The organism is Cupriavidus oxalaticus (assembly GCF_004768545.1).
Lineage (GTDB): Bacteria > Pseudomonadota > Gammaproteobacteria > Burkholderiales > Burkholderiaceae > Cupriavidus > Cupriavidus oxalaticus_A.
In genome coordinates, this window is the sequence record NZ_CP038636.1 from 927,150 (window position 1) to 952,396 (window position 25,247).

Below are 25,247 nucleotides of genomic sequence, written 5' to 3' on the forward strand. Positions count from 1 at the left end.
TCCGGTTGCCCATGCCAATGCCCCACGCCGTCATTCTCGCGCCCTCCGCTAGTCGGTCCCAAGTACAGCCGGTCGTGCGAGCGCACGCCAAGCGCGCCGCGGGACGACGCCGGCAAAGGCAAAGGCGCCTATCACCTCGGGCTGAAGCACGATCCCGCCACCGCGGCTGCTCTGTGCGGAGGGCGAACGCTCGAACACCTCCACATCCCAGCCGACCGCGCGCAGCGCGGTTGCCGCGAACGAGCCGCCGAGCGAGCCGCCGATGACGAGGGCCCTGGGCGGGCGCGCGAGCGCCGCCGGGTCCGGCGCGACAGATGCCGCTGGTTCTGCATCAAGGGAAAGATTGCCTTCCATGTCTGGCTCCAATATGCGGTCCGATGTGCGATCCGATGCAGCCATGGTAGAGGGCCGTGCGTGATCGCTGAATGGGACGGCAAAGCAAGAGCGCTTTGCGGCAACAGCAACGACCGGCGGCGGCAGGCGGCGGCCCCGACGCTGCAGCCGCCGCCTTGCGCGCGATGCAACGCTGGATTGCACGGATATGCCATTCATGCCGGCGGCGATCGCGCCTAACCTTCCTGCATCCCCGACGCATCGCGTTGAACAAGGGGAAGCGACATGGAAAATAAAGCCACTCTTCACTATGTGAGACAAAGACAGCCAGGTTGCCGAGCGCAAGCGTAGTCGCCGAAGAAGCGCAACTGGCCGGTCTGCGGTCTGTGAGGCGCCGTTGCGCATGCCGGCAGGGTCCGGACATGCCAGCACCAACATTTCGCCGCTCACCCAGCCCTCATAAGCACAGGCACCCCATCCACAACCAGCCGGACCTGCCCCCGCCCCGCATGAATTAACTGCACGGGCAAATTCTTCTCGCCCAACCGCCGCCGGAGCAGCAGCATCCGCGTTTCGAGGTTGTCCTTGATCTCCGGTAGCCGCAGCGCCTCCGCCAGTCGGATCTCGCGGTTGCTGAACGCGTTCCGGCCTTCGTTGATGTAGACGCCGAGCATATAGGCCAGCAGGCGTCCCGCGACGCCCTTTATAACGTAGGCGTTGTCGATGAAGACGCTATCGTCAACAGCGTGGTGCGTCACGTGGATGACGCGATCATCTGGCAGTCCGGGCACCGTGCGGAGCACTGACGGGCGGGCATCCGGGACCAGCGCTTCGCAGAGCGCCAGAGCCAGTGCGCACTGGCTGGCGATCATTTCAAGTGTCGTTTCATGTGCCGTGCGAAAGGCGATCCGCTCCGAGCTTTCCACAAACAACACGCCGCGCAGCGTGTCCTGGGCCAGCATGGGGACGGCCATCTGACTCATGGCGTCGGGCAGGCTGGGCAGCACGATGATGCGGGTGCGGTTCTCGTCGGCGGGGCTGGCGGCTTCGATCGCGTTGCCCAGCCGCCGAATCCGGCTCAGGTCATTGACTTTCACCGGTCGCCGGGTGACGGCGGCGATGCCAATTAGTCCCTCGTCGAATGCCACTTCGGAACCAACGCCGGAGCGGCCGTAGCCGCGGCTGACCACGGTGGTAAGCAGGCGTCGGATTGGGTCGCTCTGCAGCACGATGGCATGCGGGAATCCCAATTGCGCGCAGCCATCGAGCACTGCACCCATTACGCCTTCCGTATCGCTTTGTGCGCTGATGGTTTTCATCACCTGGCCGAGGACGGCAAGATCGGGCGCCGGCGATGCGTCGCCCGCATGATCCGTCCCCGCGGGAGAAACCACAGGTACGATGTCATCGACGCGGAACACGTCGATGGCCTTGAGACGCATGATGCCCGCCATGCCGACTTGGGCGCTGCTGGCCCGCAAATGGTCTGCCACGCGCTTGAACAGCGGCCCTTCGTCGCGGGATGAAACCCAGGTGATATCCAGCTTGTACTGACCGCCGTGGCGGGCGCTGACCAGCAGCAGGCAGGCATGCGGATTGGCGCGGATATTGGCGGCGGTCTTGGCGAAGAACTGGTTGGAGATGGCGATATGCGCGTCGTCCACCATCACCACCTGCGACAGGTAGGAGATATTGGGCGTGCCGTCGGCCGCAGTTGTGGCGATGATCGAGGGGATCACGCCTTCGAAGCAGTCGTCGAGGTCGCGCAGTGGCATCATCCCGCACCCCTAGCCGTGGGTGAGTCTGCGGCGGTGCCTGCCTTTGGCCCGGGGGTCTGGATGTAGGCCTCGCGCACATGCAGCCGTGCGACCGTCAGCTCCCGATCCGCGAGCCACGGCGAGACCAGTTCGGGCCGCAGTCCGAGGCCGCCGAACAAAGCATAGATGTCGGCCCGGTAGCGCCGGGAAAGCTCCACGTCTGAGGAATCGACCGCGCGGAGCTGGGCGAAGCCTTTCAATTGATAGGAGACATAGTCCGCGGGGCGAGCAAAGGTGACGGCGGCCTGCCCGTTGGCGGCTAAGTTGTCCATCGCTTCCGGCCATTGCCAGGCGGACACGATGACCTCGACGATTTCCTCGTTGATCGCGCGAGCACCGACCGCGCGAGCGATCGAGGGGCGGTTGGCCTGGTCTCGCGTGCCCACGATGATCATCACGGGGCTCGCGATAAAGTCCAGGATCTCGTCTGATAGCCGCATATTGGCCCGGATTGTCTTCGCTTCGCAAACGGTTAGGAACAACTTAGGAAGTACGACAAGCCGCTTAGCAACTTTTTAGCGACGTTATTTTGTGTGGCAGATTATAACGTTGGGACCATCGACAAAAGGGTAGTCCCACCATGCAACATCCGAAAAGCAGGCAGGTTGCCATCATCGGCGCCGGCCCGGGCGGCTTGGTCTCGGCTCGCTGGCTGCTGCAGCACGGCTTCGAGCCGATCCTGTTCGAGGCCGGCGACCGGCTCGGCGGTCAATGGAACTTGTGCAGCGCGGCCAGCGCGACCTGGTCCGGGATGCGCACAAACACCAGCCGAGTCACGTCGGCCTTCTCCGACCTGGACCATGGCACAGATGTCGCGACGTATCCGCGCCAGGATCAAATGCTTGCCTATCTGGAGCGCTATGCAGCCCGCTTCGATTTGCTGCGCTGCATCCGCTTCGGCACGCGTGTCGAGCGCCTCGAGGCCGCGGAGGGCGGCTGCTGGCGGCTACGCTCGCGCAGTGCAAGCAGAATGCACGAAGAGAGCTTCAGCCAGGTAATCGTGGCCACGGGCGCGCAAGCCGTGCCGCTACTGCCCGACATTCCTGGCATGGCGAACTTTACCGGCGCGCTCGGTATCGCACATACCGCGCGTTACAAGGGTGCTGAGCCTTACCGAGGCCGTTCTGTGCTGGTGGCCGGCTGTTCGATCAGCGCCCTGGAAATCGCCTCTGATCTCGCTTTTGGCGGAGCAAACGTCACAGCAGCCTACCGCCGCCAGCGTTATATTGTCCCTAAGCTAATTGCAGGCGTGCCGGCCGAACATATGCTGTTCCACCGCGCGGCAGCGCTGGCGGGCGAGGCGCTTCCGGCCGAGGCGCTAGCGGATAGCCTGAAGGCGGCCGTGCTTCGGGCCGGCGGCGCGCCCGACCAGTTTGGGGCGCCAGTGCCCGATGCCAATGTGTTCGCGGCGGGCATCTCCCAGTCACAGGGATTCCTGCCGGCGGTGGCCGAAGGCCGCGTTACCGTGCGCCCCTGGATCGACCGCATCGACGGGGGCACCGTGCGCTTTACCGACGGCACTGTCGCAACGCCCGATGCGATTCTCTTCGGAACCGGCTATGGCCTGTCGGTGCCGTGGTTGGCGCCAGACATTGCACGCACGCTGAACTACGACGGCAGGGGGCTAGACCTGCACGCTCATACCTTTCACCCGAACCTCCGGGGACTGGCCTTCGTCGGCCTCTACAACCTGGTCGGCCCCTATCTGCCGGTGCTCGAACTGCAGGCCCGTTGGATTGCCTACACGCTGGCCGGCCTGGCACCCATGCCGTCGCCGACACAGATGGCGCAAGGGCTGGCGGCGTGCCGGGCGATGCGGCAGCGCGGGCAGCAGCCAGTGCTACATGATCTTGCGGTTTCGCTGGCGCGCCAGATCGGCGCGGAGCCCGATCTGGCGCGCTGGCCCGAGCTCGAACGCGCGCTGTTGTTCGGCCCCCTGTCGCCGGTCTCGTTCCGCCTGCAAGGCCCAGACCGCCTGAACGACGCGCCGACCCGGACGCTGGCAGCGGCTCAGGCATTCGGGGCAATACGCGGCCCGGAGTTTACGCCCGAGGAGCTGCGGTTGCGCAGCTTGATCGGCAGCCGGGAAGCCGCCGTCGCCTGAACCGCGCCTCGCGTCGCCAGCCAGTCCAGTCACCCACGCGCGCTGTACGTCCGGGCCGCGAGGGGCCCGACGCGGCGAACGCCACCTGGTTCGTCGTGGCGCTCCGGGGAAGGCGGCCTCGACTTCGAGGAAGAAAGCCTTCGATCACACCGGTGTTCAGCAGTTCGGGCAGCTGCGCCGCGGATCAGCCGTGCATGGCCGACAGGAACTGCTGCAATTCCGCCGTCCGTGGGTCGCCGAACAGCTGCTCAGGGGTGCCGGTCTCGTGCACCCTGCCGTGGTGCATGAAGACGATGCGGTCGCTGACCTTGCGCGCAAAGTTCATCTCGTGCGTGACCATGATCAGCGTCATGCCGTCGGCGGCGAGCGACTCGACCACACTCAGCACCTCTCCCACCAGCTCCGGGTCCAGTGCCGAAGTGATTTCGTCGCACAGCAGCACGGCCGGGTCCATCGCCAGCGCGCGGGCGATCGCCACGCGCTGCTGCTGTCCGCCACTGAGCTGGTCGGGGTAGCTGTCGAACTTCTCGCCGAGGCCGACGCGCTGCAGCAGTGCCTGCGCGCGCCGGCGCGCATCCGCCTTCGGCACGTCCTTGACCAGCGTGGGCGCGAGCATCACGTTCTGGCCTGCGGTCAGGTGTGGGAACAGGTTGAAATTCTGGAAGATCATGCCGACGCTCTGTCGCAGTTCGCGCATCGTCTTCGCGTCGCCGTGACGCAGCACCTGGCCGTCGATCGACAGCTTGCCTTGCTGGAAAGTCTCGAGCCCGTTCAGGCAGCGCAGCAGCGTGCTCTTTCCAGAACCGCTGCGGCCAATGATGCAGACGACCTCACGCCGGCCGATCTGCAAGTCGATGCCCTTCAGGACTTCGTTGTCGCCATACTGCTTATGCAGGCCCTCGACATCGACGAGAGCAAATGGCTGGGTGGTGGCGTGTGATGTGGACATGGATATGCAGCTTGGAGAGCCTTGCTAAGGCTTGGTAGGCGTGGGTGGGGGGCTCGGTGCGAGCCCCCGTCGCGGTTCTATCTGCGGATTCAGACATGCGCCTGCCAGCCGCGTTCGAGCCTGCGGCTCCAGAGCGACAGCGGGAAGCACAGTGCGAAATACAGCAATGCGACGCAGCTATAGACCAAGAAGGGCTGGAAGGTCGCGTTCGAGATCATCTGCCCGGCCTTGGTCACTTCGACGAAGCCGATCACCGAAGCCAGCGCAGTGCCTTTGACGACCTGCACCATAAAGCCCACCGTCGGCGCCACCGCGATGCGGGCCGCCTGCGGCAGGATCACGTAGCGCAATTGCTCGCGCAGGTTCAGCGCAAGGCTGGCCGATGCTTCCCATTGGCCGCGCGGAATCGCATCGACGCAGCCGCGCCAGATCTCGGTCAGGTAGGCGCTGGCATAGAGCGTGAGACACAATGCGGCGGCGAACAGCGCCGAGGTTTCGACGCCGATCAGCGCCAGCCCGAAATAGGCCAGGAAGAGCTGCATCAGCAACGGCGTGCCCTGGAACAGCTGCACGTACAACGCAATGCCGCGCCCCGTCCCCGGCACCCGGGAAATGCGCGCCACCAGCAGCAGCAGTCCGACGCCGCCGCCGCCGACGAAAGCAATCAGCGACAGTCCGACGGTCCAGCGCAACGCCAGCAGCAGGTTGCGGAAGATGTCCCACAGTGAAAACTCGATCATGGCCGTCTCCTGTCAGCGTCCGAACAAAAAGCGCGGCCCGATCCAGTTCAGGGCCTGGCGCACCGCAACGGCCAGCGCCAGGTACGCGACGGCAACGGCGATATAAGCTTCAAAGTTCCGGAAGGTGCGGCTGGCGATAAGGTTTGCCGCATAGGACATTTCCTCCGCGGAGATCTGGCTGCAGACCGACGAGCCCAGCATCACGATGATGATCTGGCCGACCAGTGCTGGCCAGACACGCTTGAGCGAAGGCGGCAGCACCACGCGCGTGAAGATCTGCCAGCGATCGAGCGCCAGGCTCTGCGCGGCTTCGATCTGCCCGCGCGGCGTGGATTCGAGGCCGGCGCGGATGATCTCGCAGGCGTAGGCGCCCAGGTTGAGCGTCATCGACAACACGCAGGCCACCTCGGGCGTCAGCCGCACGCCAATCGTCGGCAGGCCGAAGAAGACGAAGAACAGCTGAATGATGTAAGGGGTGTTGCGGATCGCCTCGACATAGCCGCCGACCATGGCGCGCACCCACGCCGGCGCGTGCAGGCGCGACCAGGCGCACCCAATGCCGAGCACGGTGCCGGCGACTGCCGAGAATGCCGTCAGCAGAACGGTCAGGAAGAGGCCCTGCAGCAGCATCGGCCATTGCGAGAGCACTGGCCCGAAATCAAAGGAAATCATACGCAACAGCCACACAGAAGCGAAGGTGGAACCCGCGACGGCGCGCGCCGCCGCGGTCTTGGCAGGGCCTTATTCGGGCAGCTCGCCGGTGCCGCGGCCGAGCCAGCGCTGCGCATAGTTACCCAGCGTGCCGTCGGCCTTGGCTTGGCGCAGGATCTCGTTGACCTTGGCCAGCAGTGCGGTTTCGCCCTTGCGCACGCCGATAAAGTTAGGCGAGTCCTTCAGCAGCAGCTTGTATTCGGCGTCCACCTTCGGATACTTCTGGATCGCCATGGCGGCGACCGCAGCCCCGGTGGCAACCAGCTGGGTCTGCTGCGTCACGAAGGCGGCCACCGTCGAGTTGTCATCCTCGAAGCGCTGGATCTTCAGCGTGGGCGGCGCGACCTGCTGCAGCACGTCGTCCTGAATGGTGCCGCGCGTCACAGCGATGGTCTTGCCCCCAAGGTCGGCAAAACTCTTGATGCTCAGGCTCTTCGGCCCGAACACCGCCTGGTAGAACGGCGCATAGGCGATCGTGAAGTCGATCACCTTGGCACGCTCGGCGTTCTTGCCCAGCGCCGACACGATCAGGTCGATCTTCTTCGTTTGCAGATAGGGAATGCGGTTAGGCGTGCTGACCGGCACAAGGTCGGCCTTGACCCCCATCTTGTCGGCAATCATCTGCGCCACGGCCACATCGAGACCCTGCGGCTTCAGGTCGGGGCCCATGAAGCCATACGGCGCAAAGTCGACCGGGATGCCGATTGCAATCGACTTCTTCGCCATCACCGCGGTCAGGGAATCGTCGGCCTGCGCAGGCGCCATGGCGACCAGGGCGGCAGTGACGAGGACGGTGGCAATGGCGGTGAACTGTCTGCGTTTCATAAAACACCCTTTCTTCAGTCGGTCGAGGAGAACGAAGGGCCAATTCGCAAGATGCATGCCACGACTCCTTGAAGCGTCGCCCGGAACCAGGAAGAGATAACACTCTCTTTAGATTCGACGGATTACGCGAGATCAGGCAAGCCATGGTGGCAGTTGGCATCGTCTTTGCTGGGGAAAGATCGAAACGTGGAACAGTAGTTTCACATGCTACAAATAGAGAAACTCTGGTTCCATAACTGTGCGAGACGGCGCCAAACCGGTGCAGCCGGAACGAGACCCAGGTATCGCAATCGATCGCTCCGACATGAACACTTACGACGCGCTCGAAGCGCAGATCATCCAGTGCTACGGTGAGTTTTCCGGAACCGACAAGAAGCTCGCCGACGTACTGCTCAGCCGCAAATCCGAGTTGCTCGGATACTCCGCTACCGAGCTCGCCGACCTGGCGAGCGTGTCCAAGGCGAGCGCCGCCCGCTTCTTCCGGCGGCTCGGCTATGCCGACTTCGGCGCGTTCCGGCAGGCGTTGCGCGACCAGCGCGCCAGCCAGTCTCCGCTGGCAAAGATGGGTCGCGCTGCCACCCCGCGTGGCGCTCGCACTGGTGTGGCTTTACCCGCGCTCGCCGGACTGCAGGCACATGTTCAGCTCGACGCGCACCGCCTGGCCGCCCTGCCGGAGCAGCTCAGCGAACGGGTACTCGATACCACCCTGCGCGAACTGGCCGATGCGCGCCGGGTCTGGGTGGTCGGCTATCGCAACAGCTTCATGCTGGCCTTCTATGCCAATGCCTTGCTGTCGCAGGTACGGCCGGAGGTCTACCTGCTCAACGAGCAGGCCGGCAAGGATGCCGAACTGATCGCGGAAATCGACAGCAAGGACGTGCTGCTCGCGGTCGATTTCCGGCGCCGCGCGCGCCGGCTCGCACCGATCGTCACGCTGGCCACCGAGGCGGGGGCGAAGATCATCCTGCTCAGCGATGCCCCGGTCTCCGCGCTGACCACGCACGCCACCGCCGTGCTGCGCTGCTCGCACCATGGCGACCAGGTGTTCGACTCCTATGTAGCCGCGACCAGCCTCGTCAATTACCTCGCCACCGCGATGGCGCGGCGCGCCCGCAAGCGCGCGCGTGCGCGGATGGCGCGGGTCGAACGCGCGCATGACCTGCTCGACGATCTCGACCTGCAGGCGTGAGCGCCCCGCATCCCGAATACAGCGCGAGTCGGCTCGCGCAACCCCCTCTCCTGTCAACACCGGAAGTCCCATGTCCACGTTACCGCAGCTCAAGCTCGATCTTTTCGTCAACCCTGCGCGCACCCGCAGCGAAGACTATGGCAGCACGCGCGAGGCCATTCTCGGTGCGCCGGCGCTGGCCACCGCGCAACGCGCCATCACCGCCTGGGAGGGCTACCGGCCAACACCACTGCATGCGCTGCCGGCGCTGGCCGCCGCGCTGGGCGTCGGCAAGATCCACTACAAGGACGAAGGCACGCGTTTCGGTCTCGGCAGCTTCAAGGCACTGGGCGGCGCCTATGCGGTGGGCCGCCTGCTGGCGCGCGAGATCGGCAAGCGGATCGGCCGCGCGTTGACCCCTGCCGCCCTCACTTCGCCCGAACTGCGCGCGCTGTGCGCCGATTACACGGTGACCTGCGCCACCGATGGCAACCACGGGCGTTCGGTCGCATGGGGCGCCCGGCGGTTCGGCTGCGCCTGCGTGATCTACATCCACGCCGCCGTCAGCGAAGGACGCAAGGCGGCGATCGAGCAGGTCGGCGCGACCGTGGTACGGACTACGGGCAACTACGACCAGGCGGTCCAGCAGGCCGACCGCGACGCTCGCGAACGCGGCTGGCACGTGATTTCCGACACTTCGTATCCCGGATACATGGACGTCCCGCGAGATGTCATGCAGGGCTACCAGGTCATGGTGGCCGAGGCCGTCGACGCGCTGCCCGAGTGGCCAACGCACGTCTTCATCCAGGCCGGCGTGGGCGGTTTCGCCGCCGCCGTCTGCGCCTACTTCTGGGAACGCAACGCAGCGCAGCGCCCGGTATTCGTGGTGGTCGAGCCGGACGCGGCCGACTGCCTGTACCGCAGCGCGCGCGCCGGCCACGTGACGGCGGTGACCGGCACGCTCAATACGCTGATGGCGGGCCTCGCCTGCGGAGAAGTGTCACTGCTGGCGTGGGAAGTGCTGGCCCACGGCGCGGATGCCTTCTGCACCATCGATGACGGAGCGGCGGTGGCGACGATGCGCTTGCTGGCGAATCCCGCTGATGGCGATCCCGCCATCGTCGCCGGCGAATCCGCGGTAGCGGGCCTGGCAGCCGCCATTGCGGGCATGCAAGATCCGCAAGCGCGTGCAGCGCTGGGCCTCGGCGCGCGCAGCCGCCTGCTGTTCGTTGGCAGCGAGGCCGATACCGATGCCGGGTTGTACGCGCGGCTGGTCGGGCGCAGTGCCGACGCCGTGCGCGCGGGAGCGCAGGCATGACAACGAACCTTAGCGCGGACAGCGGCCGCACGGCGCTCGACACCGAGTTCCCGGGCATCGACGGCGCGCGGTTGCTGCGCCGGCTCGACGAACTGAATACGCATGGCGCCATCAACGGCGGCGGCGTCTGCCGCTTGGCGCTGACTGACGCCGACCGCGCGGGGCGCGACTGGACCGTCGCGCAAATGCGCGCGCTCGGCATGGAGGTTACCATCGATGCCATCGGCAACGGCGTCGCGATTCATGCCGGCCATGAAGACCTGCCGCCGGTGATGGTCGGCTCGCACATCGATACGGTACGCACTGGCGGCAGGTACGACGGCAACTATGGCGTGATGGCCGGACTGGAAGTGGTCGCTGCGCTGCGCGATGCCGGCGTGCGGCTGCGCCGCCCGCTGGCGATCGCCTTCTTTACCAACGAGGAAGGCGCCCGCTTCCAGCCGGACATGATGGGCTCGCTGGTTTTCGTGGGCGGCATGCCGCTCGACGAAGCGCTCGCGGCAGGCGGCATCGACGGCAGCACGGTCGGCGCGGAACTGGAGCGAATCGGCTATCGCGGCGATGCGCCGGTCGGCCGGCCCGAGGTCGACAGCTTTGTCGAGCTGCATATCGAACAGGGCCCGGTGCTGGAGCGCATGGGCGTGCAGATTGGCGTGGTTGAAGGCGTGCAGGGAATCAGCTGGACCGAATTCGTGCTGGAAGGCGTGTCCAACCATGCCGGCACCACGCCGATGGCCCTGCGGCACGACGCTGGCTACTGCGCCGCACGCATCGCCACCTTCGTGCACGATCTGGCGCTGCGCTACGGCGGCCGCCAGATCGGCACGGTCGGCGCGATCCGCTTCGAGCCGAACCTCGTCAACGTGATTCCGAACCGCGCGACCTTTACCGTCGATCTGCGCAACACCGACGTCACGGCGCTCGCGCAGGCGGAAGCCGAGGTGCTCGCCTTCGCGCACCAGACCTGCGCGACGGAAGGTGTCGCGCTGCGCCGGCGTTCGCTGGCGCGCTTCGAGCCGGTGGCGTTCGACCCGCTGGTGACCGACCTGGTGCAGCGGCACAGCGACGCGCTAGGCCTGTCGACCACGCGGATGCCGAGCGGAGCGGGCCACGACGCGCAGATGCTGGCGCGCGTCTGCCCTGCGGGCATGATCTTCGTTCCCAGCGTGGGCGGACTCAGCCACAATGTTCGCGAGTTCACCGAAGCGGCCGACCTGGTGCGGGGCGCGCAGCTGCTGATGCGCGTGGTCGTCAGCCTGGCCAACCGTCCCTGAACGACCCGGGCACGGTCCCCCGATCCAACACCTTCTCTTCCCCCGAATTTCAGGAGTCAATCGTGTCCCGTTTCATCCATGTCGCACTTGGCCAGCTGGGCCCGATCGCACGCGCCGATACGCGCGTGCAGGTGGTCGCGCGGCTGTGCGAAATGATGCGCGAAGCCCATGCCTGCGGCGCGCACCTGATCGTCTACCCTGAACTGGCGCTGACCACGTTCTTCCCGCGCTGGTATATGGACAGCGATGGGGAAATCAACAGCTTCTTTGAACGCGAGATGCCGAGTGCCGACACGCTGCCGCTGTTCGCGCTGTCGCGTGAGCTCGGCGTGGGCTTCTATCTCGGCTATGCGGAACTGGCCAACGAGAACGGGCGCGAGGTTCGCTACAACACCTCGATCCTGGTTGACCGCAGCGGCACCATCGTCGGCAAATACCGCAAGGTGCATCTGCCCGGCCACTGCGAGCACGAACCATGGCGCCGCTTCCAGCATCTGGAGAAGCGTTACTTCACGCCCGGTGACCGCTTTGGCGTCACCGAGGCCTTCGGTGGCAAGATCGGCATGGCCATCTGCAACGACCGGCGCTGGGCCGAGACCTATCGCGTGATGGGCCTGCAAGGGGTGGAGATGGTCCTGATCGGCTACAACACACCGGTGCACAACGCGCCCGCGCCCGCGCACGACGACCTGTCGCTGTTCCACAACCAGCTGTCGATGCAGGCGGGCGCCTACCAGAACGGCACCTGGGTGGTCGGCGTGGCAAAGGCCGGGATCGAGGAAGGCGTCGACAGCATTGGCGGCAGCTGCATCATCGCGCCATCCGGCGAAGTGGTCGCGAGCTGCATCACCAAGGGCGACGAAGTGGCGATCGCACGCTGCGACCTCGACTTCTGCGCGCTATACAAGCGCACCACCTTCAACTTCGACCTGCACCGGCAGCCGCACGCCTACGGCATGATCGTCGAGCGCAGGGGCGAAACGCTGCGCGCCGATGGGTCGCCGCTTGGCTAACGGAGCTGAACAGACCAGGCGATGTTCACCGGGTTGCTGAGGCAGGATGAGGGACGCGACACGCGACGAGCGGGCTCGGGAACCGAAGCCCGGCGTAGCGGTGGCCGGCAGCATGCCAATCAACGTGGCGCCCGCAGGGCGTCATCCAGGCCCTTGCTCCTGTCTTCGCTGTCAGGGACGTCGCCCATTCTGCCGCGAATGAAAGTAAGGATGCGGCGCGTTCAACCGGTCGTCGCTCAGCTTGCCGGCTTCCGCAGCCTTGATCCAGTTGCGCAGCGTCTGCTCCGACATACCCAATTCGCGGGCCACGGCGCTCACCCCCTGTCCGTCCTTCAGAGACAAGGCGGCCTTATATTCCCCCATGGATTCTCCATTTCAAATGCTGATGCCGCTCGGAAAATGTCACTCTCAGCATTGATCCTCGAGACCAATTGAAGTCCCACTGGCAAGCCTGCCGATGTGAATCCTACTGGTAGTGACGCGGCTGGTTGCCCGGTGAGGTTGAACGGGTATGTGTAGTACTGCCAGGTGCAGGGATTTCGTCCCGCAAACTGAGGCGGTACGTCCACGTTCACCGGGAACGCCGGCACGGGCGCTGTAGGTGTGAGCAGCAAATCGAACGACTCGAACATCGCGCGGATCCTTTCGCGAAACTCGTAGCGCGCGAACACTTTCGTGTAGTACTGCAGTAGCGACTGGTCGAGCGCCTTGTCGAGAAGTGATGCCACGGCCGGATCGAGGATCTCCCGCGACTCGCTCAGTGTGCCGTTCAACCGTGTCCCCACTCCCGCATAGAATTCCGCCATCCACAGCTGGTCCGGGTCTGGGCCAATTCCTTCCGGCAGTTCGACAACCTCGCATCCCAACTTCTCAAAAACCCTCACCGCGGATTCGCAGAGACTCAAGACCTCTTGGTCGGGCTTCGCGTAACCGAGCGTGGGGCTCCATGCCAATCGCATGCCTTTGACCGGGAGATCGCAGGCTTGAAGCCACGCCGGCACGGGAGCGGCGACCGAGAACGGATCGCGCCCATCTTGCCCAGCGATTGCCGACAATAGGAGAGCGGCGTCTCTAACGGTACGCGCCAGAGGACCGACATGCGCCAGCGTTGGTGTGGCTGAGGCGGGAAACACCGGCACGCGCCCAAACTGAGCCTTGATGCCAAACAGGCCGGTAAGTGCCGCAGGCTCGCGGATCGATCCACCGCCATCGGTACCCAGTGCGAATGGTGTAACGCCAGCCGCCACGCTGGCAGCCGCACCGCAACTTGATCCGCCCGGTGTACACTCAGTATTCCACGGATTTCGCGTCACGCCCGTGAGCGGAGAATCGCCGACAGCCTTGCACCCGAATTCGCTCGTAGTCGTGGTTCCCACTATGCACGCGCCCGCCTGCTTGATGCGCCCTACGGCCGACGCATCCGTCTTCGCAATGTTGCTGGCCATCGAGCGCGAGCCGAACGTCTGCCTCACACCGCCCACGGAGATGAGATCCTTGACCGAGATGGGCAATCCGTGGAGCAGGCCCACGGGCTCCCCGGCCATCAGAGCCCTTTCTGCCGACCTGGCAGCGTCCATAGCCAGGTCAGGCGTTCTGGTCACGAAGCAGTTCAACAGCGGCTCGACCGCTTCCAAGCGTGTCAGACACTCCTTCATGACCTCGACCGGTGAAACAGCCTTGCTCAGGATTGCCTCGCGCAGATGAAGTGCCGAGGAATATGCGTAGTCCTGCATGGTTAGCTTTCTCTTCGACTTAAATCAGACCCAGCGCTCGATCAAGCTGAGGCTCCGTACTCGCGACGCACTGTTCGAATTGCGCCAGGATCTGGTCCTTTGCAAGGCTGCGACCGATGAGCACGACACGGGTTTCCGCCTCGCTACGCGGCCAATCCTCTGCATAGGTCAGCGGACTGAATACACTTTGAACTCCCTGCAGAATGACCGGCTTGTCGATCTCAAAGAGATTTAGCAATCCCTTTACCCGATACAGGTTGCTGCCGTACGTCTCTACCTGATGAGCGAGGAACCTCATCACCTTGTCATAGGAGAGTGGACGCGGCTCTCGAATACTGATTGAGGCAATATCGGCAAGGTGAGATAGACTCGGATCATGCTCATGCACATGCCCGGTTACGCACTCTGTGCAGGAGGCGTCGTGCTGATGCTCATGGCCGCCATGACTGGCGTGGTGGGCACGCTCTGCGCCAATCCATGTTGCGATCGCGGACTGCTTGGTATTCGGATCAAACAAGTCGAGGCCAAGGAGCGCGTTCGCCCGCAGGTTTCCAAAGGAAGCGACCTCCTTAGGCGACAACGGATTCAGGCGATTGACAATCTCATGGGCGCGCTTTCGCTGACGATCAGTAGCCAGGTCGCTCTTGGTGAGCACCAGCTTATCGGCGAGAGCAACCTGCCTCATCGCTTCCTGCGAGCCTTCGACCTGGCTCTCGATGTGCACCACATCCACCAGCGTCACGATTGCGTCCAGACGGTAGGTCAGACTTAGCGACATATCCGTGTAGAAGGCCTGCGCAAGCGGGGTCGGGTCTGCAAGGCCCGTGGTCTCAATGATAATGCGCTCGAAGTCGACTTTTGGTTCTACGAGGCCCGCCTTACGCATATAGAGCTTGTACAAGGCTCCGATGAGATCGTCCTTACTGGAGCAGCAGATACAGCCGTTGCTGAGTTCCAGCATATCGTCTGACGACCTGGCGATCAGGTCCCCATCGATTCCAATCTCGCCAAACTCGTTGACAATGACGGCGATGCGACCGCTCGAGGGATCTGACAGGATGCGATTGAGCAGCGTTGTCTTGCCTGCACCTAGAAATCCTGTCAGCAGCGTGATGGGAATCCGCTGGTCGTTGTTGCTCGCTTCGGTCATGGTCTTGTATCTCCGCTGCTTGGGAGGCAGCAAGCGATTTGCTGCCTCCCCTGTCATTTAGACTGTGTTCCTACGCTCAGGCATCGAGAACGGCCCAGGCCCGGACCGGCGAACCGCTGCCCTGATGGATCTTGAGAGGCGGGCCATAGAACATGAATTCCTTCTTTCCGACCAGTTCCTCGAGATTCACGAGCCACTCGTAGTGGGTAATGCCACGATCTCGGCAAACGCGATGGCTAGGGAACAGGTTATGAGAGGGCTTGTCGGTGGACGGCCCCTCGACGCCGTGCAGCTTGGATCCCCGGTCAGCCAGCCAGTGCGTAGCTTCCGCGGTCAGGCCAGGATTGGTCCAGACCACCTCAACATTCGGGTAGTGGCGCTTATGGAGGCCGGTGTTCATCAGTACGATATGACCGTCTACCTTCACCCCTGCCTTCTCTTCCGCTTCCTCCAAATCCTTAACGTCAATATCGCCAAGGTCCGGGATGTGGGTCAGATCGAAGCAGACTGCCTTCCCCATGAACATGTCCAGAGGCATTTCGTCCACGGGCAAGCCGTCCGGATTGGTGTGATAGAACGCATCCACGTGCGTCGCGATATGATCGATCGTAGCGATGAACGTCGTGGCGAACGTCATCTTGTCTTCCGGCACGCCCAAGCCAAAGGACTGTGTCTTTTGATGCGTCAGATGCGGCGTGACGATCGGACGCTGGAACAGCTTGTGCGCCGGCATGTTGTCAGACAGCGTCAGCGTCAGGTCAACGATACGTTGTGGCATTTCCCTTCTCCTTTCTTACTCTCAGTGAAAACACGTGAATTCCTCTTACCGACCGGTCGGCCGATACAGCGGTGATTCGACAATCCAATAGGACCAATAGGGCGGCAGACTTCAAGCTGCCTTTCCCAGGTATGCCTCCATCACCGCCGGGTTTCCGGCGAGTTGTGCCGACGGACCACTCATGGTGATGCGACCGTTCTCCATCACGTAAGCACGAGTGGTTACGGAAAGTGCCTGCACGGCCAGTTGTTCGACGAGCAGAATTGCCAAGCCCTGCCGGTTCAACTCTTTCAAGACCGGAAATAGAAAGTCGAGGACCTTGGGCGCTAGACCGAGAGATACTTCGTCGATCATCAACAACCTGGGCTTGGACAATAGCCCCCGACCAATCGCAAGCATTTGCTGCTCGCCACCCGAGAGGGAACCTGCAGCTTGCAATCGCCGTTCCTTCAAGCGTGGAAAGAGGTCGTAGATCCTGTCGATATCTCCCCGCAGGGACGCGACGCCCTTTCGCTGAGCGTGTATGTAGCCACCGAGGATGAGATTGTCTTCCACGGTCTGATCCGCGAAAACGTAACGCCCCTCTGGTACCATCGCGATTCCGCACGCAACCATTTCGTGCGGACCACGGCCATGCACCTGCTTCCCTGCAAAAGTAATGGCGCCAGCAACCGGCTTCACGACCCCCGCGATGGCCTTGAGAGTTGAGCTCTTGCCAGCGCCATTTGATCCGATGATGCCGACGAACTCGCCCTCGTGAACTTCGAGGGAAACCGCACGTGCCGCTTCGATCCGTCCATAGTTCACGGATACGCTATCAAGTTTCAATAAGGGGTTGCTCATGACCGCACCTCCAGCGCAGGCTCAGGATCTTCCTGTGACTTGCTTGAGCCAAAATAGGCTTCAATCACGGCAGGATTGTTTCGGACTTCGGCCACCGGCCCCGACGCGATTACTTTTCCGTAATCCAGGACGGTCACATGGTCCGAAACAGCCATGATCATGTCCACATGGTGCTCGACAAGAATCATCGTCATGTGACGTGCGGCAAGGTCCCGGATCAGTCCACTGAGGCTTTCGATTTCGCCGTGCGTAAGGCCCGCTGCAGGCTCGTCAAGCAAGAGAAGCTTGGGTGATAGAGCAAGCGCTCGCGCAATCTCCAGCCGTCTCTGGTGACCAAACGGGAGGTTCTTGGCCAGTTCATCTGCAAAGCCCGCGAGTCCGACGTACTCAAGTAGAACCTGCGCCTCGTCCTGGAACCGCTTCTCATCACGAAAGAAGCTAGGCATCCTGAACAAGGTCGAGAGCAATCCGCTTTCAAAGCGCGTGTGATAGCCGACCAAAACATTCTCGAGAACTGTCATGTTGCCGAATAGCTCCGTGTTCTGGAAGGTTCGTGCCAGCCCCATTCTTGCGAGTTCGTGGCTCACCTTTCTAGTGGCTGAGACACCCAGGAATTCAATCTCCCCGCCGGTTGGTGCGTAGAATCCGGATACACAGTTGATGAACGTCGACTTACCTGCACCATTGGGTCCAATGACGGCGTGAACCTGCCCTGCCCTGAGAACTTCACTGACGTTATCGTTGGCAACCAGGCCGCCAAATGCCATCGTCAGTCCCTTTGTCTTCAGGCAGACCGCGCCTCGTTGCGCATCGACCTGCAGCATTGTGTTGATACGCGTGCCGAGCCGCGGCCACTCCTCGGATGCACGGCTAACGGAAGCGCGAAACCGACCGCGAAGATTGGAGAGGGTACCGACGACGCCCAACGGGAGACAGAACATGACCAGCGCGAGAAGCGCGCCGTAGGCGAAACGTTGCCACTCCCCGAAAGCCTGCAGGTACTCCGGAAGGAACGTCAGAACGCTCGCGCCCAGTACCGGCCCAACGATGGTTCCCGAGCCACCGAGAATAACCATCAGAAGGAATCGGACCGAGTCGTCAAATCTGAACGTGTCGGGGTTGACGTACAGATTCAGATAGGCATACAGACCGCCAGCCATTCCGGCAAAAGCTGCAGCAATGACAAACGAGAACGTTCGAATGGCAATGGGATTGATGCCCATCGAGCGAGCCGCAATTTCGCTCTGACTGACCGCACGCATCGCTCGCCCGAAGCGCGACTTCATAATGTTGTAATGCAGTACGTACGCCGCGAGGAACAGCACTGCAAGTAGATAGAAGTATCCCGTATCGTCCAGCGCTTTACCCAGAAAGGCTGGCCCCGGAATTGCCGAAATCCCGTTTGTTCCACCTGTTACGCCCTGCCACTCAATGGCAACGTTCTCAACAATAATGCCGAATGCGATTGTGATGACGGCAAGATAAACGCCCTTGACACGTACCGTTGGGTAGGCGAGTAATGCGCCGAACAGGGCGGCTACTATCGTCGCAATTACGATTGTGGCGGCGAATCCGACGCCAAGCTTGGCGGCCAGAATCGCGGCTACATAGGCACCGATGGCAAAGAGTCCTGCCTGCCCCAGACTCACCAGTCCCGTGAGGCCTACCAGGATGTTTAGACCAAGTGCGACAAGCGCGTAAATGGTTAGAAGCATCCATATACGCAGCTCATAGGTGTTCGACACAAACTGGGGCAACAAAGCCATCCCTACGCCGAGCGCGCCTACGAGCGAGGGAAACAACAAGGATCTGAGTTTTTCGGCTTTCATACCTTCATGGCCTCCTTCTTGCCAAACACGCCTTGAGGGAACGCGAGCAGCACGAGAATCATGATTGAGAATCCGATGACTTCCCGTGCCGCTGTGCTGATGTAGCCCTCCACGAATTTCTCCATGACGCCGTAGAGCAGACCCGTAATCACTACGCCACGTGCACTCGTGATGCTTGCCATGATCGCAACGGCGAAGCCCTTGAGGCCAATGAGCACGCCCATCGTCGTAGAGACCTGTATGATTGGTCCGACGAGAACCCCTGCGGCACCCCCGAGACCTGCGGCCAAGCCGAAGGAAATGGCAGTGATGCGATTTACGTTGATGCCCATCAGACCCGCTGCCACTCGATTTAATGCAACTGCCCGCATGGCACGACCTAGCACGGTCCGTCGATAGAAAATGTCCAATGCAAGCATGAACAAGACGGCAAAGGCCGGAATGAAGAGCTCTTGAGCGTAGACGCCGGCGCCGAGAATTGAGATGGGCTTGTCTACCCCGGGGGAAGGCAAGGCTCTCGCGAACGATCCGAACTTGATCGTGGCATACGACTCCACCATGATGCCGATCGCAATCGTGGTTAGCATCCAGCCGATCGCCGTACCGTCCTTGTTGAACGGACGAACGGCAAATCGCTCGATTAGCACGCCATAGCCGATGCATACAAGGATTGCTGCAGGGATCCCAAGCACTATTGGGATATTCGCGTCCATAGAGACTACGGCGATCACAGCTCCGACCATTAGGACGTCGCCGTGGGCGAAGTTCACCGATCGACAAGCTGACCACATGATGCAGAACCCCAACCCGATCAGGCTATAGATCGCCCCGATGGACAGTCCGCTGAGGATGTATTGCACAAAGGAGCTCATTGCAGATCCCTCCTCTTATCCTTTCGGATATACGTTTTAGGAAACTCGGGCAAAAAGAGATCCAGCAGAAGCATCCGAATCAATGCTTCTGTTATGGATAGTTAATGCGCGATTACTTGTAGGGAGTCTGGTCTACCGGCAACAGTGAACCGTTGTACCAAGCAGTGAGCTTGTAGTATTTCTGCTTGATCGCATCGTGCTGCTCTTGCGCCTGTCCGAACGCCGGATCGTAATTCGCCACCAAGCCCTCATATTTGACTCGGTAGAGTGCGTCGCGGACCTTCACACGGTCATAGCTTCCGGCTCCTGCAATAGCCTTTGCGAGGATATGTACGGCGTCGTATGCATTCGCGGTGCCACTCCCCATTTTCAGGTCAGCAGGGCTCTTGACCTTGTATTTGTCGGCGATCTTTTGATACACGGCGGCCGTCCTGGGCTCTTGCTTGCCCATCCAGGAAAAAGTCTGGAAGACCAGCACTCCATTCGCCAACGGGCCGGCGAGTTCGCCCAGGTTCCCGGCCAGTCCCCAGGCGCTGGCGATTACCGGCTTGTACTTGAGCTTGTCCATCCCCCGGAGAATTTGGTTGCCTTCCCGGTCCAACGCAAACATGACGATCGCATCGGCGCCTGCATCCCGCGCCCGGATGAGTTGCGCCGTCATATCCTGGTCGCCCCAGTTGAACGTCTCCATGGCAACGGGACTGATGCCCTTAGCCTGCAAGGCCGCCTTCACGTCGGGAGCGGCCCCATTTCCCCAGCCTGTGTTTTCATAGAAGACGGCAATTTTCTTGCTCGCGGATTTTCGCAGCGCAACATCTGCGAGGTATTGCGCAACCCAACGGTCCTTGGCCGAGACCCGGAACATCCAAGCATTTTTGCCCGAATCGTGCTCGATGATTTTCGTTCCCGCCGCCATGACGCCGACGTAAGGGATGCCGATCTGTTCAATAGGCTCACGCATTGCGAGGGCAACGCCACTATGGTATCCGCCGAGTATGGCGATGCAGTTGTCGGCCATGGCGATGCGCCTGACGTTGTCGACGCCTTTGGGCGGTTGACCGCCGTCGTCATACACCTTGAGCACGAACTTCTTGCCGAGCACACCGCCGCTTGCGTTGATCTCGTCGATCGCGATCTCGGCCCCCATCCGAGCCGCCAGTCCAGTAAAGGCCTGCGGGCCCGTCAGTGCGCCCGACAAGCCAATGCAGGGCTGGCGCTCCTGCGCATGGCCGATTTGGGCGGCCGTCGTACAGATTACAGCGCATGCAGCTGCTGTCACTTTGCGAAACGAACTTTTGAATATCGACTTCATTGCAGACTCCCCATTTGTCTCATAACGGTGCAGGAAACTTTCTTTACGCACTCTTTTAAGGCGGTTATTAATGAAACCGTATCTTGTATCCCCGGTTTGGGGCGTCCATGTTGTGGACTCTTTTTAATTGCCACAAAGTTGTTAAAAAGATATCCTTAGGATCAAAGAGTTACAACGCTTCTTGGTAAAAATAGAAGTCCACGATATGGACCATGTGGTTGCGAAAGCATCGAAGGAGACTCTTTAGATGAAAAAGGTGGCCCCTATCCCAGCATTTTCTGAACGTAGTAAAACGTCCGGCACGCAGAGCATCGAACGCGCGGCAAGGATCCTTCGCGAGATCGCTTCCTATAGCGTTCATGGTTTACGCTTAGTTGATTTGTCCAAACAACTCGGTATCGAACGCCCTACCGTCCATCGGATGCTCAACTGCCTGATTCGGGAGGGGTTGGTGATGCAACATGCGACGTCTCGGCGGTACCTGCTGGGATATGGTCTCTTCGAGTTGGGTCTGACCGCGGCCTCTCACTTCAAGCTCTGGCAGCTTTGCGAGCCATCGCTGAAGCGTTTGGCAGACGAGACTGGCGGCATTGCCTTCATGACGATCCGGAGCGGGGCGGACGCCATCTCCGTCGCTCGTGCGGAAGGACGGAACGCCATCAATATCCCGAGTCTGGAGATCGGCGTGCACCGGCCACTGGGAGTCGGGGCGGGAAGCCTTGCGCTGCTCATGTCCCTGCCGGACGATGAAATCGAGCGGATCGTGTGCGCCAACGCGAGGCGTTTGTTCGGCTACGGCAAGCTAAGCGTTCCGCTAATGCTCGAGATTGTCAGAGCCTCCCAGGAGGTTGGGTATGCCGTGCACGATAGCCGCCTCATCGAAGGCGTGAGCGGAGTCGGGATCGTTGTGCATGACAGCCATGGCGCGCCACTCGGAGCAATCAGTATCACGGCCTTGGAAGAACACCTACCTGTCAGCCGCCAGATTGAATTTCTTGCCCTGCTCCGGAAGGAGTCGCGCAAGATTCAGAATCTTGTTCATCAATCGAACTTTGACATGGCCCAATATGCTCATTTGCTCGCAGAAGGTGAGCTTTACAGTACTCGCGCGTTAGAGGTGGAATCCACCATAGCCCACCGCTGAGCGACCGCCTGGTTTTGGAATGGCAACCCGCTACCGTCGGTGCGTCCCACCTGGCCGCCAAGCAGATCGGTGACCATCGGGGCGCTGCCCTTGTAGGGCACCTGCGTAAGGTCGATGCCTGCCAGGCTCTTGAAGTACTCCATGGTCAGGTGATTCGACGTGCCGTTGCCCGCCGACGCGTAGTTGAGCTTGCCCGGCTTTGACCTGGCCAACGCCACGAAGTCCTTGAGCGAGCGGATCGGCGAATCCTCGCGAACTGCCAGAAGGTTCGGCGAATAGGCGCCCAGCGCCACCGGCACCAGGTCCCTGGCCGTGTCGTAAGGCAGCTTCTTGTAGAGGTTCCCTTTGACGCGCCGGCCGCGCGGCGCCGCAGCGCCTTGCGGCCCAGCCACCTTCACTCGCCGCGGAAGGCCGGCGTGCGTTTGCCGTGGAACGCCTCGACGCCCTCGCGGAAGTCCGCCGAGCTGCGCAGCCGGCTGTAGCAATGGCCTTCCAGTTCGATGGCGATCGACAGCGGCGCGTCCTCGGTGTCGTTGAGCAGCTTCTTGGCGGTGCGCTGCGCCAGCGGCGAGAAGCCGCGCAGCTCGTCGACCAGCGCATCGGTAGCGGCGGCCAGTTCACTGTCAGCCACGCAGTCGACAGCAAGGCCCCAGTCATAGGCCTGCTTGCCCGGGATGCGCCGCGAACGCATGACGATGTCCTTGGTGCGACCAATGCCAACCATCTTCTGCAGGCGTGCCGAGCCGCCCGAACCGGGGATCTGGCCGAGCTTCTGCTCGGGCAACGCATATTCGGTGCTTTCCGTCGCGATGCGGAAATCGCACGCCAGCGACAACTCGAAGCCCACGCCGAAGCAGTAGCCCTGGGTGGCGGCGATCACCGGCTTGCTGCACCGCGCCGGCGCCGCAACGTTCCATGCCAGCTTCGACACATGCTCGGGCGAAGCTTCGAGGAAGCCCTTGATATCGCCGCCGCTGGAAAAGTGCTTGCCCTGGGCGCGCACCACGATCACGCGCACGCGCTCGTCGTCGTCAAGCGCCTCGAAGGCCATGCGCAGCTGGTCGCGGGCATGCATCGAGATGACGTTGTACGGCGGGCGATGCAGCACGATGTCGGCGCGCTCGCGCGCGGCGTCGACATCGACGGAAAAGCCGTCGAGATCTTTCAGCAGGTCCTGGCCGCGGTGGGTCAGTTGGGTCATGTCTTTGCTCCTGGTTTGGTTTTGCTCGGGAATTCACGCCGCGCCGTCCGGCGGCAGCAGCACGTCGCAGGTGTACTCGCCCGCGGACAGCTTGCGCCGCAGGATCTTGCCCACCGGCGACTTCGGGATATCGGCGACGAAGACGTAGTCGCGTGGTCGCTTGAAGTTGACCAGATCCGACGCGCGGCAATGGCCGTCGAGCCCGTCGGCGCTGACGAAGGCCTTGCGCTTGACAAAGGCCACCACGCGCTGGCCCCAGCGTGGATCGGACACGCCTGCCACGGCCACTTCATCGACCGCAGGATGCAGCGACAGCACCGACTCAATCTCTACCGGCGAGATATTTTCACCGCCGCTGATAATCATGTCGTCGACCCGCCCGGTCACGTAGAGGTCGCCATCGGAATCGAAGTACCCGGTGTCCCCGGTGAAGTACCACCCGTCGCGCAGCGACTTCCTGTTGGCGTCGTCGCGGTTCCAGTAGCCCTCGAAGGCCTCGTCGCCAAGCAGGTCGGCGATGATCTGCCCTTCCTCGCCCGGCGTGGCCAGCGCATCGGGCGAACTGGCATCGAGCCGCACCACCCGCAGCCGCGTGTTGAGCCCAGCGCGGCCCGCGCTGCCCGGCTTGTGGGTGGCATGCTGGTCGACGCTGAAGGTGTATACCTCCGACGAGCCGTAGTGGTTGACGAACAACTCCGGCCTGAAGGCCTCGGCCAGGCGTTGCAGCAAGGCATCGCTCATCGGTGCGCCGGCAAACCCCAGTTTGGTGACTGAACTGCTGTCCACGGCATCGAACTGCGGGTCGCCGAGCAGGTCGTGGTATAGCGTCGGCACCAGGTAGAGGCAGGTAAGCCGGAGGCGGGCGATCTCAGACAGCGCCTGGGCGGCATGCCAGCGGCGCAGGCAGACGAACAGCCCGTCAACGAGCGCCATGGCCAGGAGCGAGCGCACCCCCATGGTGTGGTACAGCGGCATCACGCCCAGCGTGCGCTCTCCGTGCCGGTACAGGTTTTGCGCCACGTGCGCCAGCGCCGCGGCGCGTTCCTGCCGGTGCCTGCGCGGCACGCCCTTGGGCTTGCCGGTGGTGCCGGAGGTGTAGAGCATCAGCGAGACATCCTCGGCGCCGGCCTGGGGGATGCCGCTGTGCGGCACACTTTCCAGCAGCGTGTCGAAGGCGAGCGTCGCACCGGCAACGTTGTCCAGGCCGATGCGCGGCATGGCCTGCGCGGCCGCGCTTGCGGCCACGGCCTCGGCGCTCACGGGTTCGTACACCAGCGCACGAATCTCCGCATCGCCAATGCAATAGTCGATCTCGTCGGCCTTGGCACGCCAGTTGAGCGGCACCATCACCACGCCGGTGAACTGGCAGGCCCAGTGGAGCGTGGCCATCTCCCAGCGGTTCTGCAGCACGGCAAGGATCCGCTGGCCACGCCGCAGGCCCTGCGCTTCCAAACCCGCGGCCACCCGCAGGATGCGTTCGTGCCATTGGAGATAGGTCAACCCCAGGTCCCCATCGACGATGGCGAGCGCGTGCGGGCTGCGCTCCACGCTTTGCAGGAAAGTGCGTCCCAGGTCAAGCATGGCTTGCCTCCTTCGCGGGCTGCGCGCCGGCCCGGCGTGCCTGTGCGCGCGCGGCCGCCACGTCCAGCACGGCAGCCACGATCGGCGTGTAGCCGGTACAGCGGCAGATATGGCCGGACAGCATCTCGCGCACCTGGGCTTCGGTGGGGTCCGGCACGCGCTGCAGGTAGTCCGCGCATGACATCAGGATGCCCGCGGTACAGAAGCCGCACTGCAGCGCATGGTGGCGACGGAACGCCAGCTGCAGGTCGCCAAGCTGGTGGTCCGGCGCCAGTCCTTCGACCGTGTCGATGCGGCGGTCTTCGGCCTGCACAGCGAGCATCAGGCAGGAGCGCGCGGCCACGCCGTCGACCTGTACGGTGCAGGCGCCGCAGACGCCATGCTCGCAGCCCACGTGGGTGCCGGTGGCGCCCAGTTCATGGCGCAGGAAGTCCGACAGCAGTTCGCGCGATTCGCACCAGCCGCTGCGCTGCCGGCCGTTCAGGGTTACCGAGATACAGCGCCGCTCGTCGCGACGCATCACGGCAGCGGGCAACTCACCCGCGGCGATGG

At 62.7% G+C, this 25,247-nt stretch carries 23 protein-coding genes and 2 pseudogenes; 6 read left to right on the forward strand and 19 right to left on the reverse strand.

The annotated features are described in order from the left end of the window. Positions 1-59: 59 nt before the first annotated feature. The 3 genes and pseudogenes from E0W60_RS32290 to E0W60_RS32300 all read right to left on the reverse strand — a co-directional run. Positions 60-354, reverse strand: a pseudogene (locus E0W60_RS32290) (hypothetical protein); the annotation flags it as partial. Positions 355-779: 425 nt separating this feature from the next. Further along, positions 780-2,111, reverse strand: coding sequence for a GAF domain-containing protein (locus E0W60_RS32295; protein ID WP_346769564.1), 1,332 nt, complete (start codon positions 2,109-2,111; stop codon positions 780-782). Continuing rightward, complete coding sequence (locus E0W60_RS32300; protein WP_135706905.1) at positions 2,108-2,548, reverse strand: hypothetical protein; 441 nt, start codon at positions 2,546-2,548, stop codon at positions 2,108-2,110. Before E0W60_RS32300 ends, E0W60_RS32295 begins: the two co-directional genes overlap by 4 nt. Positions 2,549-2,730: 182 nt before the next feature. Here E0W60_RS32300 and E0W60_RS32305 point away from each other — a divergent pair, with 182 nt between their 5' ends. Further along, positions 2,731-4,254 carry a flavin-containing monooxygenase gene (locus tag E0W60_RS32305; protein ID WP_135706906.1) on the forward strand — a complete coding sequence of 508 codons (1,524 nt, stop codon included), beginning with the start codon at positions 2,731-2,733 and terminating at the stop codon, positions 4,252-4,254. A gap of 184 nt (positions 4,255-4,438) precedes the next feature. On the opposite strand, the gene E0W60_RS32310 is transcribed toward E0W60_RS32305, so the two are convergent. The 4 genes from E0W60_RS32310 to E0W60_RS32325 form a co-directional block, all read right to left on the reverse strand. Further along, positions 4,439-5,203 carry an amino acid ABC transporter ATP-binding protein gene (locus E0W60_RS32310; RefSeq protein WP_133092720.1) on the reverse strand — a complete coding sequence of 255 codons (765 nt, stop codon included), beginning with the start codon at positions 5,201-5,203 and terminating at the stop codon, positions 4,439-4,441. Positions 5,204-5,292: 89 nt separating this feature from the next. Next, on the reverse strand, positions 5,293-5,943 hold the full coding sequence (locus E0W60_RS32315) for an amino acid ABC transporter permease (protein ID WP_135706907.1): 651 nt from the start codon (positions 5,941-5,943) through the stop codon (positions 5,293-5,295). Between the two features lie 12 nt (positions 5,944-5,955). Next, complete coding sequence (locus E0W60_RS32320; RefSeq protein ID WP_133092722.1) at positions 5,956-6,615, reverse strand: amino acid ABC transporter permease; 660 nt, start codon at positions 6,613-6,615, stop codon at positions 5,956-5,958. 69 nt (positions 6,616-6,684) lie between these two features. Beyond that, positions 6,685-7,479, reverse strand: a complete 795-nt coding sequence (locus tag E0W60_RS32325) for a transporter substrate-binding domain-containing protein (protein ID WP_135706908.1) — start codon at positions 7,477-7,479, stop codon at positions 6,685-6,687. A 304-nt stretch (positions 7,480-7,783) separates the two neighbouring features. On the opposite strand from E0W60_RS32325, the gene E0W60_RS32330 reads away from it, so the two are divergent. The 4 genes from E0W60_RS32330 (at position 7,784) to E0W60_RS32345 (ending at position 12,252) form a co-directional block, all read left to right on the forward strand. After that, a complete protein-coding gene (locus E0W60_RS32330; protein ID WP_133092724.1) occupies positions 7,784-8,668 on the forward strand; it encodes a MurR/RpiR family transcriptional regulator in 885 nt (294 codons plus the stop codon). A gap of 70 nt (positions 8,669-8,738) precedes the next feature. Further along, positions 8,739-9,965, forward strand: coding sequence for a diaminopropionate ammonia-lyase (locus E0W60_RS32335; protein ID WP_135706909.1), 1,227 nt, complete (start codon positions 8,739-8,741; stop codon positions 9,963-9,965). After that, complete coding sequence (locus tag E0W60_RS32340; RefSeq protein WP_135706910.1) at positions 9,962-11,239, forward strand: Zn-dependent hydrolase; 1,278 nt, start codon at positions 9,962-9,964, stop codon at positions 11,237-11,239. Before E0W60_RS32335 ends, E0W60_RS32340 begins: the two co-directional genes overlap by 4 nt. A 62-nt stretch (positions 11,240-11,301) precedes the next feature. After that, on the forward strand, positions 11,302-12,252 hold the full coding sequence (locus tag E0W60_RS32345; protein WP_133092727.1) for an N-carbamoyl-D-amino-acid hydrolase: 951 nt from the start codon (positions 11,302-11,304) through the stop codon (positions 12,250-12,252). Between the two features lie 234 nt (positions 12,253-12,486). On the opposite strand, the pseudogene E0W60_RS32350 reads toward E0W60_RS32345, so the two are convergent. The 8 genes and pseudogenes from E0W60_RS32350 to E0W60_RS32385 all read right to left on the reverse strand — a co-directional run. Beyond that, positions 12,487-12,615, reverse strand: a pseudogene (locus E0W60_RS32350) (transposase); the annotation flags it as partial. Then, positions 12,585-13,985, reverse strand: a complete 1,401-nt coding sequence (locus E0W60_RS32355) for an amidase (protein WP_135706911.1) — start codon at positions 13,983-13,985, stop codon at positions 12,585-12,587. The pseudogene E0W60_RS32350 and the gene E0W60_RS32355, both read right to left, overlap by 31 nt. A gap of 19 nt (positions 13,986-14,004) precedes the next feature. Beyond that, complete coding sequence (locus tag E0W60_RS32360) at positions 14,005-15,135, reverse strand: CobW family GTP-binding protein (protein WP_135706912.1); 1,131 nt, start codon at positions 15,133-15,135, stop codon at positions 14,005-14,007. A gap of 76 nt (positions 15,136-15,211) precedes the next feature. Continuing rightward, complete coding sequence (locus E0W60_RS32365; RefSeq protein WP_135706913.1) at positions 15,212-15,913, reverse strand: cyclase family protein; 702 nt, start codon at positions 15,911-15,913, stop codon at positions 15,212-15,214. Between the two features lie 111 nt (positions 15,914-16,024). Beyond that, positions 16,025-16,756 carry an ABC transporter ATP-binding protein gene (locus E0W60_RS32370; RefSeq protein WP_135706914.1) on the reverse strand — a complete coding sequence of 244 codons (732 nt, stop codon included), beginning with the start codon at positions 16,754-16,756 and terminating at the stop codon, positions 16,025-16,027. Next, positions 16,753-18,585: a branched-chain amino acid ABC transporter ATP-binding protein/permease gene (locus E0W60_RS32375; protein WP_135706915.1), complete on the reverse strand. Its 1,833-nt coding sequence runs from the start codon at positions 18,583-18,585 to the stop codon at positions 16,753-16,755. The genes E0W60_RS32370 and E0W60_RS32375 overlap by 4 nt, the downstream gene beginning before the upstream one ends. Further along, positions 18,582-19,457 (reverse strand): branched-chain amino acid ABC transporter permease, encoded by an 876-nt coding sequence (locus tag E0W60_RS32380; RefSeq protein WP_135706916.1) that lies wholly within the window; start codon positions 19,455-19,457, stop codon positions 18,582-18,584. Before E0W60_RS32380 ends, E0W60_RS32375 begins: the two co-directional genes overlap by 4 nt. Before the next feature lie 112 nt (positions 19,458-19,569). Continuing rightward, positions 19,570-20,769 (reverse strand): ABC transporter substrate-binding protein, encoded by a 1,200-nt coding sequence (locus E0W60_RS32385; protein ID WP_133092734.1) that lies wholly within the window; start codon positions 20,767-20,769, stop codon positions 19,570-19,572. A gap of 247 nt (positions 20,770-21,016) precedes the next feature. Here E0W60_RS32385 and E0W60_RS32390 point away from each other — a divergent pair, with 247 nt between their 5' ends. After that, positions 21,017-21,913, forward strand: coding sequence for an IclR family transcriptional regulator (locus tag E0W60_RS32390; RefSeq protein WP_135706917.1), 897 nt, complete (start codon positions 21,017-21,019; stop codon positions 21,911-21,913). Here E0W60_RS32390 and E0W60_RS32395 read toward each other — a convergent pair. Genes E0W60_RS32395 through E0W60_RS32410 form a run of 4 tightly spaced genes read right to left on the reverse strand, consistent with a single transcriptional unit; the run spans position 21,865 to position 25,215 of the window. After that, positions 21,865-22,305, reverse strand: a complete 441-nt coding sequence (locus E0W60_RS32395; RefSeq protein ID WP_167884662.1) for a tripartite tricarboxylate transporter substrate-binding protein — start codon at positions 22,303-22,305, stop codon at positions 21,865-21,867. The two genes, E0W60_RS32390 and E0W60_RS32395, sit on opposite strands and share 49 nt — an antisense overlap. A 2-nt stretch (positions 22,306-22,307) precedes the next feature. Continuing rightward, positions 22,308-23,114, reverse strand: a complete 807-nt coding sequence (locus E0W60_RS32400; protein WP_133092737.1) for an enoyl-CoA hydratase/isomerase family protein — start codon at positions 23,112-23,114, stop codon at positions 22,308-22,310. 33 nt (positions 23,115-23,147) lie between these two features. Then, entirely contained in the window at positions 23,148-24,695 is a 1,548-nt protein-coding gene (locus E0W60_RS32405) for an AMP-binding protein (RefSeq protein WP_135706919.1), read from the reverse strand. After that, on the reverse strand, positions 24,688-25,215 hold the full coding sequence (locus E0W60_RS32410) for a (2Fe-2S)-binding protein (protein WP_133092984.1): 528 nt from the start codon (positions 25,213-25,215) through the stop codon (positions 24,688-24,690). Before E0W60_RS32410 ends, E0W60_RS32405 begins: the two co-directional genes overlap by 8 nt. Positions 25,216-25,247 lie beyond the last annotated feature (32 nt).